Origin of the sequence: Subtercola sp. PAMC28395 (genome assembly GCF_018889995.1) — a bacterium.
Taxonomy (GTDB): Bacteria; Actinomycetota; Actinomycetes; order Actinomycetales; family Microbacteriaceae; genus Subtercola.
The window spans coordinates 2,668,303-2,686,692 of record NZ_CP076547.1; the positions used below are offsets into that span (position 1 = coordinate 2,668,303).

Below are 18,390 nucleotides of genomic sequence, written 5' to 3' on the forward strand. Positions count from 1 at the left end.
TGCCCGCCCCCGCGCGTACCGTGGTCACATCATGACGCTGACCTCCATCCTCATCGTTCTCGCCCTCGTCGGTGCGTCGACAGTTCTCGGGTTGCTGTGGCGTCGAAGCCAGGGCACGGCTGTGGGAACAGTGGATGCTCGGCAGAGGCGGGGAGAGCGACGTGCTTCGACGTCGGTCTCTTCGAATGACCTCGGGAACGACACCGCGTCCGGTGGCAGCGCAGGCCTCGTCGAGTCTGAATTCGGGCCCGACGTCACTTTCGGGGATCACGCGACCCTCCTGCAGTTCTCGACGGAATTCTGCTCAACGTGCCCGGCCACGCGCAGGCGGCTGGGGCAGCTGGCCGAGCAATACGACGACGTGAGTCATGTCGATGTCGACCTGACTCACCGTGGAGACCTGGCAAACAGGTTCCGGATCCTCCAGACGCCCACCACCTTCATTCTCGACCGAGATGGTCGCATCACGGCCCGTATCGGCGGGGCGCCCCGACCGGGCGTCGTCGAGGCCGAGCTCGCCTCACTCCGGTCCACCCGATCAGTCAGGAGCGACCATTGAGCACGTCCAGAGCTTCCGCCACATCCGCGAGCACGTCTCCGGGCCCTGCAGCGACGCTCGGAATCGACCCGCGCGGCCCCCGGTTCAGCGCTGGCATCACGGCCGTACACTTGATCACGGTGCTGCTTCTCGGGTTGGGTTCAGCTGCATCACCTCCTGCAACCGTCGGCGGCCGAGCCGCCGAGCCTTCCTTCATTCTGCTCGCGATCATCAGCGTGCTGTTCGCCTGGGGGGCGTTCGCCGGAGTCAAACGCCACCCGTACGGCCGGCTCTTTCGCACGGTGATCCGGCCACGACTCTCCGCTCCCACGGAGCTGGAAGACCCGAAGCCGCCGACATTCGCCCAGGGCGTCGGCTTCGTCATCACCCTTGCCGGGCTTGTGCTGGCACTCGCCGGCGTTCCGTACGCCGTCGTGATCGCGGCCGCGGCGGCCTTTGTAGCCGCGTTCCTCAACTCGGTATTCGGATACTGCCTCGGGTGCCAGCTGTACCTGCTGCTCATCCGGGTCACGAAGGCGAAGCCGGCACTCACAGCCTGAAACCTCACCCTGCCGTCCGTGGCGAGTAGTCTGGAGAAACCGATCCAGGAGGCCAAGGCCACGTTATGACCGACACGCACACCGTTCTGATCGCCGGCGGATCTGGCTTCATCGGCACCGAGGTCTCCAGGCAGCTCCGTTCATCGGGTCACGTCGTCGTGAACCTGGTGCGCCACCCCACGCATCACCCCGACGAACGCATGTGGGACCCGGATGCCGGGTGGTTGAACCCTGAGACCATCGAACGCGCAGATGCCGTCATCAACCTTTCGGGGGCATCGATCTCGAGACTCCCGTGGACACTGGCCTACAAGCGCGTGATTCTCGAGTCACGGGTCAATGCCACCTCGACGCTGGCTTCGGCCATCACGAAGGCCAAGAACCCTCCCACAGTCTTTCTCAGCGGCTCGGCTGTGGGCTACTACGGTAATCGTCCCGGCGAACTGCTGACTGAAGCATCTCCGATCGGTGAGGGCTTTCTTCCGAAGGTCGTCGACGCCTGGGAGGCCGCATCGCGCCTCGCCGAGCCTGCGACGAAGGTCACGAATTTCAGGACCGGGGTGGTGATCGGCAAAGGTGGCCTCGTCGCGACGCTCCGGCGGATAGCCCTTCTCGGCGGAGCGGGTCCGCTCGGTACCGGTGAACAGCACTGGCCGTGGATCAGCCTTCATGACGAGGCGGCCGCCATCGTGCACCTGCTCGGTTCAGACCTGACCGGGCCGGTCAATCTCGCCGCTCCCACCCCGGCGACAGCATCCGAGGTCATGCGCGCGATCGCCGAACTCGTGCACCGGCCCTACTGGCTGCCCGCGCCCGCCTGGGCGATCAAAGGGGCACTGGCCGACGCGGGGCGTGAGCTCATCCTCTCCGACCAGAACGAGTCTTCACAGCTGATCGTCGCCGACGGTTTCACCTTCAGGGACACCTCGCTCGACGACACACTGGCCGCCGCCCTCGCGAGCTAGTCCCTAAGCCTTCTCGTAGAAAGCGATCGCCTGTCGAAGGGCCTTGCGCGCCCGTTTGCGATCTCCGCTGGCGTCATAGGCAAGCCCCAGCCGAAACCACGCCTGCCAGCTCTCTGGAGCTGCCTCGACTTCGTCGCGGTAGGTCTCGAAGTCAGCGTCTGCTGCGGCGCGGAACGGTCGGCCACTGGGACGCTTGGGCAGATCATCCACTGGCAACAGATCGTCGTCTCGAAGCAGACCCACCAGCTTCTGGGTGCGGAAGCCGAAGAGGAGTTCGCGGTAGAGCGCCCAGGCGCCGACGATCGGGAAGACGATCAGGGCGACGCCGATCGCAACTCCGGCCGGAGCGCCTGTACCGATGAACAGCAGGGCGTGCTGGAACACCAGCACGAGATAGACCACCAAGAGGGCGGACATGACGAACGCGGCGACTTTGCCCTTCGAAACTCCTCTGCCTTTCACAACACCGATCTCATTCGAAGGACCAGTCGTGTTCGACGGGTCCGTCTGCCCCAGGGAGCCGTTCTCATCCGGGCCGCTCTTCTCATTCACAGGGTCGGCCCTCACGCGATCGTCGCCCGGGCGGCCTGGCCCGAGACGCTCTCAGGCTCAGGCGCCCAACCGCTGTCGGCGGCCGAACGCGGGGCTGAGAGAAGAGCTGAGAGGTTCAGGAGCTTGTCGAGCCCGACGACGACTCCTCGGGCGCTGGCAGCCGCTCGCAAGCCGAGGAGGATTCCCGTTTCATAGGCGCTCGGGGAGATGGTCTCATGGCTGATGGTGAGCACCTCACCCGTTCCGCCGAAGATCACATCCTGCTTGGCAACGACGCCGCGCAGCCGCAGACTGTGAACGGGAATGCTGGCGACCTGCTGGCCCCTGGCCCGCTGGTCGGTGTGCGGGGCAGAGACAGGCCCGACACCGGCGCGGGCTTCACCGATCAGCTCGGCCGTTCGCACGGCAGTGCCCGAGGGCGAGTCGACCTTGGTGGAGCCGTGAGCCTCGATGATCTCGATCGAATCGTAGAACTGCGCCGCCATGGCGGAGAAAGCCGTTGCGAGAACCGAGCCGAGCGAGAAATTCGGTACGATCACGACGCCAGTGTCGGGACGGGCGGCGAGAGTGTGTTCGAGGGCGAGAATACGGTCACCCGACCATCCGCTCGTTCCCACCAGCACGTTGATGCCGTGGGCGACAGCGAAATCGACGACACCCTGGCTCACCCCGGGAACGGTCACGTCGAGAACGAGGTCTGCTCCGATCATCCGGTCGAAGGAGTCTGTCGAGCCGAGGGAGGCGAACACCTCGAATTCGGCGCTGGCCTCGATCAGCTTCGTTGCCAGCTGGCCCATCTTGCCCGTCGCGCCGACAACGGCAACCTTCGTACTCATGGTGCCAATCTACCAAGCGCCGCTGATGACTCTGTGCGAAGGATGCCCGTTCCTTTCGCGACCCCTACGAAGCGCCGGCTCGAACCGACGGCGGCACTCCACGAGCGCTCACCTAGGCTGGGTGGCATGCACCTGCGTGAGGCCGCCGTGACACGGCCGGATTCCGTTCGGCTGCTGAGTGACTACTTCGGCAGCCGGGAACTCGAATTCACCGAGGCCGGTGGCGTGTACACCACTCGGTTCCCGACGGCCGACGCCTTCACTCCCCCCGCGGGCGTGTTCCTGCTCGTGATCGACGACGACAACGCAGCAGTGGGGTGCGGCGGCATCAGGCTGCTCCCCCGGGCATCCGCGGATGACGCTCCGGGTGGCGCTGGCACGGCTGCCGCTAAGCGAGAACGGGGTACCGTCAGCGACGCGACCCCGGTGCGCTTCGAGGTGAAACACGTCTGGCTCGGCGAAGCCGCCCGAGGCAGGGGTTGGGCGATTGCGCTGATGAATGAGCTGGAGGAGCGAGCTCGTGAATTCGGTGCGACGCAGCTGGTTCTCGACACGAATGCGCGCCTCACCGCCGCCGCACGGCTCTACGCCCGACTCGGTTACGATCAGACCGAACCGTACAACGACAATGCGAACGCAACGAACTGGTACGCGAAACAGCTGCAGTAGCGTCAGCCGTGGGGCCGTGCAGTGCCGGCCCGGCCGCGCTTCAGTAGGGCTGCGGGTCGGCGAGCCCCGTACGCAATTCGACCGGCAGGTGACCGAGATCGTTGTGCGTCACCAGTTCTGGCATGCGACCGCTACGGTAGCGGATGATCGTGAGCCCGCAGTTCGCCTGGTTGACCCCGACCCAGCGCCACCCCGGCGCGCTGAGAGCTTCGCGAACGAACCAGCCGATGACGAAGTTGTGCGTGATCAGCAGGTCATGGCGGGTCTCGCGCGACGGCGTGAGGAATTCGGCGATCGCATCGGACATCTGGGCCCGCCCGGCATCGACCTCCTCTTCGCTCACCGCGTTGAAGAACGGTTCGAAGGCGTGCGGCATCTCGGGTGAATATTCGGTGGGAACACAGTCGAACAGCAAGGGCGACGGTTTGGGGTCGAGTGCCGGCAGCTGCTTGGCCATGATCGCGGCGGTTTCGGCGGCACGCTGCAGCGGCGAATGCCAGACGTTGTCGAACGGAACCCCGCCGAGGCGATCGGCGATCAACCGCGCCTGGCGTTCACCGCGCGGCGAGAGTGGGCCGTCGGCGACACCGTACTCGGCATCGACCTGCTCGCCGTGGCGCACCAGGTAGAGCACGTGTCCGACCGTCATGATCCCACCAGAACCGGGCCAGTGGCCGACGTCTCGGTTGAGCCTGAAGCGCTGGCGAGAACCGAATCGAACGCCGAAGCCTCCACCGCGCCGACAGCCGCGACCGACAGTGGGCGCGACAGCAGCTCCTGCGCCAACGCCTGCACGTCGGCGGCCGTCACTTCGGCCAGTCGGCCGAGGGCTACGTCGAGGTCGGCGAATTCGCCGGTGGTGATCTCCGACCGCCCGAGCCTGGACATGCGCGTGTCGGAGTCCTCGAGAGAGAGTGCTGCCGAGCCGGAGAGCTGCCCGTTGGCGCGGCGGAGCTCATCGGCGGTCACACCGCTTTCGGCGAGGCGGGTGAACTCAGCCACGAGCAGGTCACTCACGACGCCGACGTTCTTCGGCGAGCATCCGGCGTAGAGACCGAAGACGCCGGCGTCTGAGTAACCGGAGGCAAAGGAGTACACGGAGTACGCAAGCCCGCGCTTCTCACGGACCTCCTGGAACAACCGGGACGACATGCCGCCACCCAGAACAGAGTTGAGAACACTCAGCGTCGAACGGCGGTCATCGGTCGCGACCAGCCCGGGGTACCCGAGCATGACGACGGCCTGTTCGTTGGGTCGTGTTGTCAGCGACAGGGCCGAACCACGGGTCACGCTTGCGGCAAGCGGGGCGCGGCGCTCGACCGGTCGTGCCGCTGCAGAGAGGTCCCAGCCCGCCGCACTCACCGATGCCGTCACCAGGGCGACGAGTTCGTCGTGGTCGACGGCGCCGGCGACCGTGACGACGAGGTCATTCGGGCGGTAGTTCGCCAGGTAGTGCTGCCAGACGGCACTGCGGGTCACCCCACGAATCGTGTCGTTGTCGCCGCCGATGGGGCGACCGAGTGGATGATCGCCCAGCACCGCCTCGAACAGCCTCTCGCCCACAACATCGTTCGGGTCGTCGTCTGCCATCGCCAGCTCTTCGAGGATGACGCCGCGTTCGTTCTCGAACTCTGCCTCATCGAGCACCGAGGAGGTGAACATGTCGGCGAGCACCGAAACGGCCATGGGCAGGTCTTTGTCCTGCACCTTGGCGTAGTAGCAGGTGTACTCCTTGCCGGTGAGGGCATTGTGTTCGCCGCCGACCTCGTCGAACGAGACAGCGATCTCGAGAGCTGAGCGCGTCGGTGTGCCCTTGAAAAGCAGGTGTTCGAGAAAATGCGTGGAGCCGAAACGGGAGGGCAGGGCAGCCGCGTCGCCGAAAGCGGGTTCTGCACCCAGCTCATCGCGTGAACCCACCGCCACCCAGAAGCCGATTGTGGCGCTCCGGGCACCGGGAACTCGTTCGCTCAGAACGCGTATTCCGCTGGGGAGAACCGATCGCCTGACAAACGCATCTCCCGATGCGGTGAGAGACAGCTCGGGCAGGTCAAGAGGGAGAGCAACAGCACCGTTCATCGTGCCTAACCTTAGCCGATCACGGGCACGTCGGCTCTGCCGGTTCGTGCCCGCGATCGTCGGAACGTGGGGTCAGGGCCGGGCGTCGGCTATGTCTCTGGCCTTTGTGACGCCGTAGCTGTGAGCTGGCTTCATTCCGAGCACGATCTTGCCCCGGGCGTGGCGTTTCTCCAGATCGTCGAAGGCCTGCCGCACGAAGCCGAGAGGGTAGTAGCCCGAGATGAGAACCGAGATCTTGTGTTCTGCGGCAAGGTGGGCGAGTTCGGTGAGCACGGCCGTGTTGTGCTTTGCGCCCTCGTCGTCAGGAATGATGGCCGCGATCTCGATGGCCTTACGGTCGTCGCTCGATTTGAAACGAGACGGCGAGACACCGAGTTCGTCGGCGATCGCCTTTCCGTCCTGACCGAAGTTGTCGAGGTACGCGGCAACGCCGTCGGGTGCGAGCGCGCGAATACGATCGGCCAATCCTTCGCCGTAGACCACTGGCTTGATTCCGAGTTGTCTCAGGTAGTCGAAATTGCGTTCACCACAGGTTCCGATCACGTTGGCACCCTTGAGCTTTGCCAGTTGGATCTCGATGCTGCCGACCCCGCCGGCCGCCGCAGAGACCACGACGGTCTCCCCCGCACTCAAATGCACAGATTCGACCAGGTCGTGGGCTGCCAGGCCCGCAAGAAAGAGCGAACCGGCAACCTCCCAGGAGAGATCTTTCGGTTTCACCACGAGGTTCTGCGCGGGAACGACGATGTGGTAGGCCTGTGCAGAGAGCCGCGAATGGCCCAGAACCTCGGAGTTGCGCTTGAACTGAGTGACCCCATCGCCGACTTCGAGCACGATCCCGGCGAAGTCGCTTCCCTGTGCCTGGGGCTTCGTCACCTCGATCTCGTCGGCGAAGAGGCCTCGCCTGATGTAGGCCTCAATGTGGTTGATCCCGGAAGCCAGAACCTCTACGAGTACTTCTCCGGGGCCAGGGTGCGGCATCGGGATCTCGACAAGGTCGAGAACGTCAACTCCCCCGAATTCGCTGAACTGCACGGACTCCGTTGTCTTTGCTGCCTGGCTCATGCTGTGCCTTTCGTCTGGCTCAGCTTAACGAACGGATGCCCGTGCCCACCACCCTCGACGAGAGTGTAGGCACGGGCATCCGTCACCGTTATTCAGTGACTATACTTCGGCGCCTTCTGCAGGTGCCTCAGGGCCCGCGCTGTGCGCTGCGGAGCCTTCGGTGTCAGCAGGGACTGCCTCGTCGATCACCGGGGCGAGCGACAGCTTTCCGCGGTCGTCGATCTTGGTGATCTCGACCTGGATCTTCTGGCCGACACCGAGCACGTCTTCGACGTTCTCGACACGCTTGCCACCGGCGAGCTTGCGAACCTCACTGATGTGCAGCAGGCCGTCTTTGCCGGGCATGAGCGACACGAACGCACCGAAGGTCGCGATCTTGACGACCGTGCCCAGGAACCGCTCGCCGACCTCGGGGTTCAGCGGGTTCGCAATGGCGTTGACCGCCATGCGAGCAGCCTCGGCCGAGGGGCCGTCGACAGCGCCGATGTACACGGTGCCGTCGTCTTCGATCGAGATGTCGGCTCCGGTGTCGTCCTGGATCTGGTTGATCGTCTTGCCCTTCGGGCCGATCAGCTCACCGATCTTGTCGACCGGGATCTGGACCGAGATCACGCGGGGCGCGGTCGGGGCCATCTCGTCAGGCGTGGAGATTGCGGCGTTCAGAACCTCGAGGATCGCGGTTCGCGCAGCCTTCGCCTGGCCGAGCGCGCCGTCGAGCACCGACGTCGGAATACCGTCGAGCTTTGTGTCGAGCTGGATGGCCGTGATGAACTCACTCGTACCGGCAACCTTGAAGTCCATGTCGCCCAGCGCATCTTCTGCACCGAGGATGTCGGTGAGGGCTGCGTAGCGGGTCTCACCGTCGACCTCGTCGGAGACGAGGCCCATGGCGATGCCGGCAACCGGGGCGCGCAGCGGCACACCGGCGTTGAGCAGGGAGAGAGTCGACGCACACACGGATCCCATGGAGGTAGAGCCGTTGGAGCCGAGTGCCTCGGAGACCTGGCGGATCGCGTACGGGAAGTCTTCACGCGAAGGCAGCACGGGCACGAGGGCGCGCTCGGCGAGGAAGCCGTGCCCGATCTCGCGACGCTTCGGGGTACCGACGCGGCCAGTCTCACCGGTCGAGTACGGCGGGAAGTTGTAGTGGTGCATGTAGCGCTTCTTGGTGACGGGGCTCAGCGAGTCGATCTGCTGCTCCATCTTCAGCATGTTCAGTGTGGTGACACCCAGGATCTGGGTCTCACCGCGCTGGAAGATCGCTGAACCGTGCACGCGGGGAATGACCTCGACCTCGGCATCCAGCGGGCGGATGTCGGAGAGGCCACGGCCGTCGATGCGGATTCCGTCGCGGAGGATACGACCGCGAACGACCACCTTGGTGACCGACTTGTACGCCGCAGAGAACTCGGCGAGAACACTCGCGGGGATGGCGCCAGCTTCGACCTTCTCGGTGATGGCGACCTTGACGCGCTCTTTCAGAGCGTCATCGGCGTCCTGGCGCTCGATCTTGTCGGCGATCTGGTAGATACGCACGAGCTCGTCGTAGGCGAGGCCGGCGACGTTGTCGTAGGACTCCTTCGAGTACGGCAGGAAGACCGGGTAGTGTGCGATCTCCTTCGCAGACTGCTGGGCGAGAACGACCTGCGCGCCGACGAGCTGCTTGATGAAGGGCTTCGAGGCCTGGAGGCCCTGGCTGACAACAGCCTCGTCGGGCTTGGTGGCGCCGGCCTGGATCAGGTTCCAGCTGTGTTCGGTGGCCTCAGCCTCGACCATCATGATGGCGACGTCTTCATTGCCGTTCTTGTCGGTGACGACACGACCGGCAACCACGATGTCGAAGACAGCGTCAGCGAGCTGCGCCGCGGTCGGGAATGCGACCCACTGGCTGCCGATGAGCGCGAGACGAACTGCACCGATCGGGCCGGAGAACGGAACACCGGAGATCTGGCTCGACGCCGAGGCGGCGTTGATGGCCAGAGCATCGTAGAACTCACCGGGAGCGATGCTCAGCACGGTGATGACGACCTGGACCTCGTTGCGGAGACCGGTGACGAACGACGGGCGCAGCGGCCGGTCGATCAGGCGGCAGACGAGGATGGCCTCGGTCGAGGGGCGGCCTTCACGACGGAAGAACGAGCCGGGGATCTTGCCTGCTGCATACGAGCGCTCTTCGACGTCGATGGTGAGCGGGAAGAAGTCGAAGTTGTCTTTCGGGTGCTTCGAGACGCTCGTGGCGCTCAACAGCATGGTTTCTTCATCGAGGTACGCAGCAACCGCGCCCTGAGCCTGCTGCGCGAGGCGGCCGGTCTCGAAGCGGATCGTGCGTGTGCCGAATGAACCGTTGTCGAGAACGGCTTCGGCGAATTTGATTTCTGGACCCTCCATGTGGGGGTTTTCTCCTTTATTTTCTTCCCGCACCATTCAGGCGCGGAGAACGTCGCCCTCCCGTGTGGAGGGCGATCCTCCTGGTAGGAGCAGAGCCATCGTGTTGTGGCGCCGGCGCGTGAAAGCGCTGCCTAGGAGCGAATTTTTCTCTGGCCAACAGTAGAAATACACCGACGCCCGCTCACGTGCTGCTTCGGGATACCACCACCGGTGACCAGCTTCGTACCAGCCTGCTCCGTTTGTAACAATTCGATGCTATCAGTGACCCCCTCGCACGCCTAGTAACGCCACAGCCAGTGAACGGGTGTTGTCTACTCTTTCGTCGTCCGCGGTTCGGTCTGCAGCAGTGACTCGGGCAGCTCCACGGTCAGACTGTAGGGACGTTTCGTCTGACGGATGAGGACATCGACCGTCACGAACTCGTGTCGTTCGGCCAGCCCGATCAGCCGTGTGTCGAGGTGCCTGTCGATCTGCTGTGGGAGGAATCCGGCCCGATAGAGGCGAGTGCCGATCAGCAGGTCGACCGCCACGCGGTAGTCCCTCCGGAGCCACCGCGTAGCGCGCGGCACAAGAACCGCCACGTGCGGACCACCACTACGGGCGTAGGCCGCGTCGATGCTGGCTTGGTAGCGGGCCGAATCGACGACGGGAAATGTCTCACGGGGCGACGATTCAGAAACGGGCAACAGCACGGTGCGCTCTGTCAGCGTCAATGATCCTTCGGCGTCACGCCGCAAGCGGGGAACCGCGAAGGGGGCGAGAAGCACCAGAGCCGCTGCCACAGCGATCACCAGTAAAACGATGACCATGACCTGGCTCACTACGGGCACGGCGATTCTCTGGAAGATTCCAGCCACGATCGAGAGGCCGAGAACCACCGCTACCAGAAACGGGTCCCAACGCCAGAGAGGCAGGGAGGCGCGCGGAGTACTCTTCGTCATCCACTCCAGTGTCGCAGATCTCCCTGACGACATTGTCGTTGCAGGTGCTCGGCTGATCCAAGACGAGCCAGGGGGAATGAAAATGGGCCGCTTCCCCGCAGGGAAGCGACCCATCGATCCAAGCTCAAGCCTGAACGGTTCTGCGTCGTGTTAGCGGCGCAGCCCCAGACGAGCGATCAGCGCGCGGTAACGCTCGATGTCGACGCTCTGGAGGTAACCGAGCAGACGACGACGCTGGCCAACCAGCAGAAGCAGGCCACGACGTGAGTGGTGGTCGTGCTTGTGAAACTTCAGGTGCTCTGTGAGGTCGAGGATGCGTGTGGTGAGCATCGCAACCTGAACCTCGGGAGACCCGGTGTCACCTGGGTGGGTGGCGTATTCGTCAATGATGGCTTTCTTGGCATCTGGCGTTAATGGCATAGATGACCCCGTTTCTCTTGTTGCGCGGCGCCATCAGCCCAGTGCTGTGACTCTCTTTATCCGCGGCCGTTCGACGGCAGCCTTGCGAGTTTAGCAGAGTTCGTGGCTCAATCGTGGTGTTCGAAGACTAAGAACCCGAGGAGCTGGCAGCGGACGAACCGCTGGTACCCGCGCTGACCCCGCTGGAGGACGCGGCAGCGGAGGTGTTCGACGACGAGCCTACCGATGAACTCGACGACGCGTCAGACACACTGACGCTGCTGCTGCTGCCGGAACTCGAAGTGGAAGAAACGGATTCGCCCGTCCACAGCACGACACTCGTCGCACCAGCAGCAATCATGCTCGTCACACCGACAGCCACCGTCACGAGGCCCGCACGACGTCTGCCTTGTCTTCTGGAATCCATGATCTCGCTCTCCTTCGTTGGAGAACAGCCTGCTCCTCGAGCCTGCATGAATTCATTGCCCTTGCTATGCCCCTGCTATGACTTCCGTGCTCTGGGATTCCTGCTCTGTGTTTCCTGCTCTGGGTTTCCTGCTCTGGGTTTCCTGCTCTGGGTTTCCTTCTCTGGGTTTCCTGCTCTGAACGCTGCACACGTGACGGACCAACCCTCGAATGCTGCGGCCTACACACTAAACTCAGGGCCCATGAGCAATTACGAATTCGGCGGCCGGGCAGACATCGAGAAGGCCCTCGACATGCTGGTCAATCTCGACCAGGCGCAGACGAACGCCATCATCGTTCTCGAGATCGACGAAGAAATCGAGCGTCTCCAGGCCGAACTCGACAAGTACGATGCCGATCCCAGCCACGTTCCGACCGCCGACTTCATCGAGATCATCAGCGGGTACGTCGAGCGCGCAGACGACTGGAACAACGCCAAGTAGCTGCCCCGAGTGGGCGGTTACGGCTGCTGGGCCATCCACACCACTCTCAGCCGCCCCGGTCAGGCACCCGGGTGTGCGCCTGGGCTCAGCGGGCGAAGACCAGCAGTGTCGACGTCGCCGTTGCGAGCAGGGTGCCCCGGGCATCCGTCAGCTTCGCTTCGGCGAACGCAGCCCTGCCGCCCATCTTGATGACTGTCGCCTCGGCGCGCACTGGCCCCGTCTCTGTCGTCATCGGCCGCAGGTACGAGACCTTCAACTCGAGGGTCGTGTAGGCCTGAGTCTCGGTCAGCAACGAATGCACAGCACAGCCGCAGGCCGAATCGAGCAGTGCCGCGGCGTACCCGCCGTGCACCGAACCGATGGGGTTGTACACGCGGCTGGTGGGGTTACCGGAGAACACGGCGCGACCCTCTTCGATGCTCTCGAGTGCGAATTCCATGGTGTCGCCGATAGGCGGCTGCACGCCGGAGGCGATCAGCGCCTGCATCTGCTGCATGCCCGTGAGTGCAGGGTGCGGCCGCACCTGCCCGGCCACGCCTCGGCCTGGCTCGAGGGAGTCGTCGTCTGATCGGGTCATAATTGCTCCAAAGGGAATGTGGATGATCGTGGGGAGGTTATCTCCCCGACACTGTTTTGACGACATCGACTATTCACTCTGCACAACCCGCGATCGGATTCTTCTTTCATGCCCTTGGCGACTAGCACCAAACCCCGACCGATCGGGGCCATCCGGTGACCGAGAACCAGAACGTCGACGACCCGCTCAAGCGGGACGAGCCCAGCGGCATCGATTCCCTGCACAGCGTCGAACCACTGCACAGTTTCGAACCCCGGCTCCGGCGCAGCCGTTTCGTCGACCTGACGCCGCTTCGACAGAGCCCGGCGTTCGCCCGGTTGTGGGCAGGCGGGGCGATCTCAGGCATCGGCGGCCAGATGACGATCGTCGCCGTGGGGCTGCACATCTACAGCATCACCCAGTCCACCTTCGCGGTCTCCCTCGTGGGCGTGTTCGCCCTGGTGCCGATGATCGTCTTCGGGCTGTACGGCGGAGTACTGGCCGACACGTTCGATCGCCGGGTGGTTGCCCTGGTCTCAGCGATCGTCGCGTGGGTCTCAACGGCAACCCTGGCCGCACTTGCCTGGTTGCAGGTCGACACAGTGTGGCCCTTCTACGTTCTGGCTACGGTCGTCTCCGTTGCGGCCACCGTCATCGGCGCTACACGGTCGTCGATCGTGCCCCGACTCCTGCCGCCGGAGCTTCTGCCTGCGGCCTCAGCCCTGAATGGCATCAGTATGGGGGCGATGATCACGGTGGGGCCCGCTCTGGCCGGCGTACTGGTGGCGACGGCGGGCATCCAGTGGACGTACACGGTCGATGTCGTCCTGTTCGTCGCGGCGTTCGTCGGGATCTTCTCGCTGCCGAAGATCATTCCCGAGGGAACCACCGGTCGGGCGGGTATCTCGGCCGTGCTCGATGGAGTCGAATTCCTCAAGGGTGCGCCCAATGTTCGGATGTCGTTCATCGTGGACATCGTGGCCATGACCTTCGGGCAGCCTCGTGTGCTGTTCCCCGCAGTGGGTGCTGTCCTCATCGGCGGCGGTGCCATCACCGTCGGTATTCTCACGGCGTCCGCGGCCGCAGGTGCACTGCTCTGCAGCCTGCTGTCGGGCCGACTGGGTCACGTTCGCTGGCAGGGCAGGGCAGTGCAACGAGCGATCGTCGTGTATGGCGCGTGCATCGCAGCCTTCGGTGCCGTGCTTCTGGTCGCCTCCATCGGATCGGCTTCGCCCGGCGTGCACTCCATCACGGAATCGTTCGGTGACGCCAACGGTGTTGCCCTCGTGCTCGCGGCCCTCTTTCTCGCCGGATCGGGTGCTGCCGACAACGTGAGCGCCATCTTCCGCACCACGATTCTGCAGTCGGCCGTTCCCGATGTGATGCGAGGTCGTATCCAGGGAGTCTTCACCGTCGTTGTCGCTGGCGGCCCGCGGCTCGGAGACGCCTACATCGGGGTGCTGGCAACCGTTGCTGCCGTGTGGTTCCCTCCCCTGCTGGGCGGAATAGTCATCATGGTGCTGGTGACGATCCTTGTGCGGGCCAGCGCAGGCTTCCGGGGCTACGACGCACAGAACCCGCTGCCCTGAGCCGGAAGGCCAGGCGCAACGGGTTCTGGGATCACACAAGCCGGCTCAGCCGGCGGTCAGTTCGGTCAGCTGACGCCGAGCAGGTCGATCACGAAGATGAGGGTGCGACCAGAGAGCTGGTGCCCACTGCCGGCAGCACCATAGGCCAGCTGCGGCGGAACGGTGAGCTTACGACGGCCACCGACCTTCATGCCGGGAATACCCTGCTGCCAGCCGGCGATCAGCTGGCGGAGCGGAAAGTTGATCGAGGTGCCACGGCTCCACGACGAGTCGAATTCGTCTCCGGATTCGTAGTCGACACCGAGGTAGTGCACGTCGACGGTCGAACCGGCTGCGGCCTCTGGGCCGTCGCCGACCACGATGTCCACGATTTCGAGGGTTTCGGGGGCAGGGCCTTCGGGGAAGTCGAGTTCGGGCTTGGAATTGAGATCTGTCATGCCTCTATCCAACCGTGTCGGGTACGCGCACGTCAAAACCGGTCGACGAAAGTCAGGCGCTGCGTCGGCCTGGTCATCGACACATAGAGCGCTCCTGCTCCGCGTGGCAGGCGGTTCAGAATGGCCTCGCGGTCGCCGATGACGACAGCATCGAACTCCAGTCCCTTCGCTTCCTGCGGCGTCATGACCGTCACCGGCAGGAGGAGCCCTGCGGCACCCTGGCCGACCTCGCCGGGGAGCGCTTGTGCAAGCGCTGCGTAGGCCGCTGCCAGGTCGGCTGGAGTGACGATCACGCCGATCGTGCCACGAGGGTCGATCATCCTGTCGGCGGCGACCGCCTCACCCAGGGCGTTGGCGAAGGCGACAGTGGGGTCAGGGCCGAAACGGTCATCGGATGCCCGGATGACCACTATCGGCCATTCACTTTCGCGCACGGAGGTCGACCGGGTCACCGGCAATCGCTGTTCTTCGGCCATCTGCTGCGCTGCCGCGGCGATCTGGGCAGGAGTGCGGTAGTTCACCGTGAGTTCTTCGAGCCGCCACCCCTCTCCCGGGGCCTGGCGACCGACCAGCGGGGCGACGGCCTCCTGCCAGCTGCGTGCTCCCGCGGCCGCACTGGCCTGGGCGATGTCGCCGACGATCGTGAACGAGCGCATCGGGCCGCGCCTGCGGAGAAGTCGCCACTGCATGGGCGAGAGTTCCTGCGCCTCGTCGACCACAATGTGCCCATAGGTCCAGGTGCGGTCGCCGGCAGCGCGCTCGGCCGTGGTGCCCCTCGAGGCCTGTTCGGCGAAATTGTCGGCCAGGTCTTCGGCGCGTACCAGCCCCTCCACGTCCATGTTGCGGATGGCGTTCTCGGCGTTCTCGACGTCTCTCTTGCGTTGTTGTTTCGCCTCACGCTCGATGGCCGCAGAGCGTTCGCTGTGCTCGCCGAGGTGCTCGGCCGCCTCGTCGAGCAGGGGAATGTCGGAGATGGTGAACGGCGCGTCGCGGTCTCGCCTGAGGAGGGCGCGTTTCTCCGGGCTCCAGTTCGGAGTCAGCTCGGCGAGCCACTGCGGCCTGGCATAGAGATCCTGGAGGAGTTTCTGCGGGGACAGCGGAATCCAGGCAGTGTTCAGTGCGACTTTCACGTCGTAGGCCGATCGGAGGTCTTCGCGCAGCATGCCGTAGTCATCTTCGTCGACGGTGTTGCCGTGCGAACGCAACTGCGCGGCCAGGGCCCGCGTCAGCTCGGCGAGGGCCGTCTTCACGAACGTTACGCGAGCCTCGTTGTAGGGCTTGCGGCTCTCCCTGGCACGGGTGATGGCGTTCGCGATTACGTGCGGCTCGAGCGTCAGCGGTTCGCCGTTGACATCGAGTTGCACCGGCTCGGCCGGCACCTTCTGACGGGATTTGATGGCACGCTCGATGAGTGCGGCCATCTCGGTGTGACCCTTGACGACAGCGACCTCTGCGACGTCTTCGATGCTGGTCTCGACGCCGGGGTACAGCTGCCCGACGCTGGCCAGCACCACGCCGGTTTCACCGAGACTCGGCAACACCGCCTCGATGTACTGGAGGAACGCCCGGGATGGCCCCACGACGAGCACACCAGACGATTTCAGCCGGTCACGGAACGAGTAGAGCAGGTACGCTGCCCGGTGCAGGGCCACAGCCGTCTTGCCGGTGCCAGGCCCACCCTGCACGACCAGAATGCCGGCCAGTTCAGAACGGATGATGCGATCCTGTTCTGCCTGGATCGTCGCGACGATGTCGTGCATGCGCCCCGTACGCTCGGTGGACAGCGACGCCATGAGCGCACCTTCGCCCTGCAGCGCGCTGACCTCCTCGGTGCTGAGGTCACTGCTGTCGAATACCTCGTCTTCGATCCTGACGATTCGCCTGCCCTTGCTGAGCAGGTGCCTGCGCGCCCTGATTCCCATCGGTGTCGCTGCTGTCGCCTGGTAGAACGGGCCGGCCTGCGGAACGCGCCAGTCGAGCAGAATCGGCCTCAGGTTCTCATCGCGAAGGCCGATGCGCCCGATGTAGCGGAACACGGAATCCGAGCCGTCCGACACGTCGCGGTCGGCGTCAGCGCCAACGGAATCCGAGGCAGAGCTCTCGTCTGCAGGTACATCTGATGCCGCAAGTTCGAGCCTACCGAAGGCCAGCCGCTCGTCGACCTCGTTCAGGGCGACGATGCGGTCTTCGAAGATTCTGGCGAAGGCATCACGTTCGGAGCGACTCTGGTGATTGCCGCCCACGTCTTGACGGTGCACACGCTCGAGCTGGTGCCGGGCATCCGTTCGCAGTTCGTCGAGTCGTTCGTACAGGCGGGAAACGTATTCACGTTCCCGGTCGAGCTCAGATGAAACCACGTCAGTACCCCTCAAAAATCCGGCAGACTATTCTATCCCGACGGATGTGTCCAGACGCCCCGCAACGGTCGAGGGCAGGCACCTCGAACCAGCTCGCCGCGGGCTCCGCACCAATGAACCGAGGGCTCAGAACACCTTGCCGGGATTCATGATTCCGAGCGGGTCGAAGACCGCTTTGATCTGCTGCTGCAGTTCGAAACTGCCAGGGCCGATCTCTGCCTCCAGCCAGCGTTTCTTCAGGACCCCGACCCCGTGTTCGCCCGTCAGCGTGCCTCCGAGGGAAAGAGCCGCTTCGAAGAGCTCCCCTGCCGCCAGCCATACCGCGTCTGGCACCACGGTGACGCCCGGTTCGAGAACGAAGTTCGGGTGGAGATTGCCGTCTCCGGCGTGGGCGATCGTCGCGATGCGCAATCCGTGTCGCAGACCGATCAGCTCGATCTCAGCGAACATGGCTGCAAGTGCCGAGCGGGGAACACAGACGTCCTCGATGAGCACGGAGCCGCGGGCCTCGAGGGCAGGGTGAAAACTCCGCCTGATGGCGAGGAGTCGTTCGCCCTCTGCGGGGTCGGTCGACAGCTCAGACATTCCGCCGAGCAGGCGCGTCAGGGCGACGATGTGGTTGGCTTCGTCTGCTGCGGCCGGTCCGTCGGTCTGAATGAGGAGGTAGGCAGCACCCCGGTTTCGAAAGCTCGTGCCATTCAACGCGTCGACGGCGAGCAGTGATTCGGCATCCATCAGCTCCATGACCGCGGGCTTCAGCCGGGCTGCGGTGATCGCTGCTGAGGCTGCGGCCGCGGCCGTCACCGATTCGAAGAAGGTGCCGATCGTCACACTGAGACCCGCGGGAATCGGCCGAAGTCGCACGGTCGCCTCGACGATGATTCCGAGGGTGCCCTCCGAACCCGTGAGCAGGGCGGTCAGGTCGAGCCCGGTCACACCCTTGACACTGCGATGACCGGTCGAGATCAGACGGCCGTCTGCGAGCACCACCTTCAGCCCGAGTACCGCATCCCGGGTCACACCGTACTTCGCACAGAGCAGGCCACCGGCGTTGGTGGCGATGTTCCCCCCTATTGTCGAGATGGCCTTGCTTGCAGGGTCGGGCGAGAAGATGTAGCCGTCGTGCAGCACCTGGTCGCTCAGCTGCTGGTTCAGAACACCGGGTTCGACGACGGCCAGCTCATCGGCAAGCGAGATCTCGAGAACCCTGTTCATGGCGGTCGTGGAGATCACCAGCGCCCCATTGGTCGCAGTGGCCCCGCCCGCCAGCCCGGTGCCGGCACCCCTCGGAACAACGGGCACCAGGAACTCCGACGCGAGGCGGAGGGCGACCTGGACATCATCGATCGACCGTGCCGTGACGATGGCTACCGGAACGCCGGGAGAGAGATAGCCGGAACGGTCCGTACGAGCATCCGCCAGCTCATTCGCATCTGTCGATACGGCTGTGCCGAGCGCGCCCCGCAGCCGGGCGAGAAACTCCGTTGTCTGTGGTGGCATGCCACCATGCTAGGGCTGCCGAACCTGAGCCGAAGCGTATTGCGGAACGGACCA

The 18,390-nt window shown here is 64.5% G+C and carries 19 protein-coding genes; 6 read left to right on the forward strand and 13 right to left on the reverse strand.

The annotated features are described in order from the left end of the window. The first annotated feature begins 31 nt into the window (after window positions 1-31). The 3 genes from KPL76_RS12250 (at window position 32) to KPL76_RS12260 (ending at window position 2,063) form a co-directional block, all read left to right on the forward strand. Entirely contained in the window at window positions 32-559 is a 528-nt protein-coding gene (locus KPL76_RS12250; protein WP_216333788.1) for a thioredoxin family protein, read from the forward strand. Further along, window positions 556-1,098 (forward strand): DUF4395 domain-containing protein, encoded by a 543-nt coding sequence (locus KPL76_RS12255; RefSeq protein WP_216333789.1) that lies wholly within the window; start codon window positions 556-558, stop codon window positions 1,096-1,098. The genes KPL76_RS12250 and KPL76_RS12255 overlap by 4 nt, the downstream gene beginning before the upstream one ends. A 65-nt stretch (window positions 1,099-1,163) precedes the next feature. Then, complete coding sequence (locus KPL76_RS12260) at window positions 1,164-2,063, forward strand: TIGR01777 family oxidoreductase (RefSeq protein WP_216333790.1); 900 nt, start codon at window positions 1,164-1,166, stop codon at window positions 2,061-2,063. 3 nt (window positions 2,064-2,066) lie between these two features. Here the strand turns inward: KPL76_RS12260 and KPL76_RS12265 are convergent, their stop codons facing one another. Together KPL76_RS12265 and dapB are read right to left on the reverse strand one after the other, a co-directional pair. Continuing rightward, window positions 2,067-2,615 (reverse strand): hypothetical protein, encoded by a 549-nt coding sequence (locus tag KPL76_RS12265; RefSeq protein ID WP_371733900.1) that lies wholly within the window; start codon window positions 2,613-2,615, stop codon window positions 2,067-2,069. 11 nt (window positions 2,616-2,626) lie between these two features. Then, window positions 2,627-3,451 carry a 4-hydroxy-tetrahydrodipicolinate reductase gene (dapB, locus tag KPL76_RS12270; RefSeq protein WP_216333791.1) on the reverse strand — a complete coding sequence of 275 codons (825 nt, stop codon included), beginning with the start codon at window positions 3,449-3,451 and terminating at the stop codon, window positions 2,627-2,629. 126 nt (window positions 3,452-3,577) lie between these two features. Here dapB and KPL76_RS12275 point away from each other — a divergent pair, with 126 nt between their 5' ends. Beyond that, window positions 3,578-4,120 (forward strand): GNAT family N-acetyltransferase, encoded by a 543-nt coding sequence (locus KPL76_RS12275; RefSeq protein WP_216333792.1) that lies wholly within the window; start codon window positions 3,578-3,580, stop codon window positions 4,118-4,120. A gap of 40 nt (window positions 4,121-4,160) precedes the next feature. Here KPL76_RS12275 and KPL76_RS12280 read toward each other — a convergent pair whose 3' ends face one another. The 7 genes from KPL76_RS12280 to KPL76_RS12310 form a co-directional block, all read right to left on the reverse strand. Next, window positions 4,161-4,769, reverse strand: a complete 609-nt coding sequence (locus KPL76_RS12280; RefSeq protein ID WP_216333793.1) for a histidine phosphatase family protein — start codon at window positions 4,767-4,769, stop codon at window positions 4,161-4,163. Then, window positions 4,766-6,196: a pitrilysin family protein gene (locus KPL76_RS12285; RefSeq protein ID WP_216333794.1), complete on the reverse strand. Its 1,431-nt coding sequence runs from the start codon at window positions 6,194-6,196 to the stop codon at window positions 4,766-4,768. The genes KPL76_RS12280 and KPL76_RS12285 overlap by 4 nt, the downstream gene beginning before the upstream one ends. 72 nt (window positions 6,197-6,268) lie before the next feature. Next, the gene (locus KPL76_RS12290; RefSeq protein WP_216333795.1) at window positions 6,269-7,261 is read right to left on the reverse strand and encodes an NADP-dependent oxidoreductase; all 993 of its coding nucleotides are present in this window, start codon (window positions 7,259-7,261) and stop codon (window positions 6,269-6,271) included. 99 nt (window positions 7,262-7,360) lie between these two features. Next, window positions 7,361-9,649 (reverse strand): polyribonucleotide nucleotidyltransferase, encoded by a 2,289-nt coding sequence (locus KPL76_RS12295; protein ID WP_216333796.1) that lies wholly within the window; start codon window positions 9,647-9,649, stop codon window positions 7,361-7,363. A gap of 311 nt (window positions 9,650-9,960) precedes the next feature. Continuing rightward, window positions 9,961-10,590 (reverse strand): hypothetical protein, encoded by a 630-nt coding sequence (locus KPL76_RS12300; protein WP_216333797.1) that lies wholly within the window; start codon window positions 10,588-10,590, stop codon window positions 9,961-9,963. A 150-nt stretch (window positions 10,591-10,740) separates the two neighbouring features. Beyond that, complete coding sequence (rpsO, locus tag KPL76_RS12305; protein WP_205108423.1) at window positions 10,741-11,010, reverse strand: 30S ribosomal protein S15; 270 nt, start codon at window positions 11,008-11,010, stop codon at window positions 10,741-10,743. A 127-nt stretch (window positions 11,011-11,137) separates the two neighbouring features. Next, the gene (locus KPL76_RS12310; RefSeq protein ID WP_216333798.1) at window positions 11,138-11,416 is read right to left on the reverse strand and encodes a hypothetical protein; all 279 of its coding nucleotides are present in this window, start codon (window positions 11,414-11,416) and stop codon (window positions 11,138-11,140) included. 241 nt (window positions 11,417-11,657) lie between these two features. Between KPL76_RS12310 and KPL76_RS12315 the strand changes: the two genes are divergently transcribed. Beyond that, on the forward strand, window positions 11,658-11,897 hold the full coding sequence (locus KPL76_RS12315) for a hypothetical protein (RefSeq protein ID WP_216333799.1): 240 nt from the start codon (window positions 11,658-11,660) through the stop codon (window positions 11,895-11,897). An 85-nt stretch (window positions 11,898-11,982) separates the two neighbouring features. Here the strand turns inward: KPL76_RS12315 and KPL76_RS12320 are convergent, their stop codons facing one another. Continuing rightward, window positions 11,983-12,474: a PaaI family thioesterase gene (locus tag KPL76_RS12320; RefSeq protein ID WP_253202029.1), complete on the reverse strand. Its 492-nt coding sequence runs from the start codon at window positions 12,472-12,474 to the stop codon at window positions 11,983-11,985. A 236-nt stretch (window positions 12,475-12,710) separates the two neighbouring features. Between KPL76_RS12320 and KPL76_RS12325 the strand changes: the two genes are divergently transcribed. After that, on the forward strand, window positions 12,711-14,042 hold the full coding sequence (locus tag KPL76_RS12325) for an MFS transporter (protein WP_216336450.1): 1,332 nt from the start codon (window positions 12,711-12,713) through the stop codon (window positions 14,040-14,042). Window positions 14,043-14,107: 65 nt separating this feature from the next. Here the strand turns inward: KPL76_RS12325 and KPL76_RS12330 are convergent, their stop codons facing one another. From KPL76_RS12330 to KPL76_RS12340, 3 genes are all read right to left on the reverse strand, one after another. Further along, window positions 14,108-14,479, reverse strand: a complete 372-nt coding sequence (locus KPL76_RS12330) for an FKBP-type peptidyl-prolyl cis-trans isomerase (RefSeq protein WP_205108413.1) — start codon at window positions 14,477-14,479, stop codon at window positions 14,108-14,110. 32 nt (window positions 14,480-14,511) lie between these two features. Then, window positions 14,512-16,836, reverse strand: a complete 2,325-nt coding sequence (locus KPL76_RS12335) for a UvrD-helicase domain-containing protein (protein ID WP_216333800.1) — start codon at window positions 16,834-16,836, stop codon at window positions 14,512-14,514. A gap of 126 nt (window positions 16,837-16,962) precedes the next feature. Next, window positions 16,963-18,336 carry an FAD-binding oxidoreductase gene (locus KPL76_RS12340; RefSeq protein WP_216333801.1) on the reverse strand — a complete coding sequence of 458 codons (1,374 nt, stop codon included), beginning with the start codon at window positions 18,334-18,336 and terminating at the stop codon, window positions 16,963-16,965. Window positions 18,337-18,390: the final 54 nt, after the last annotated feature.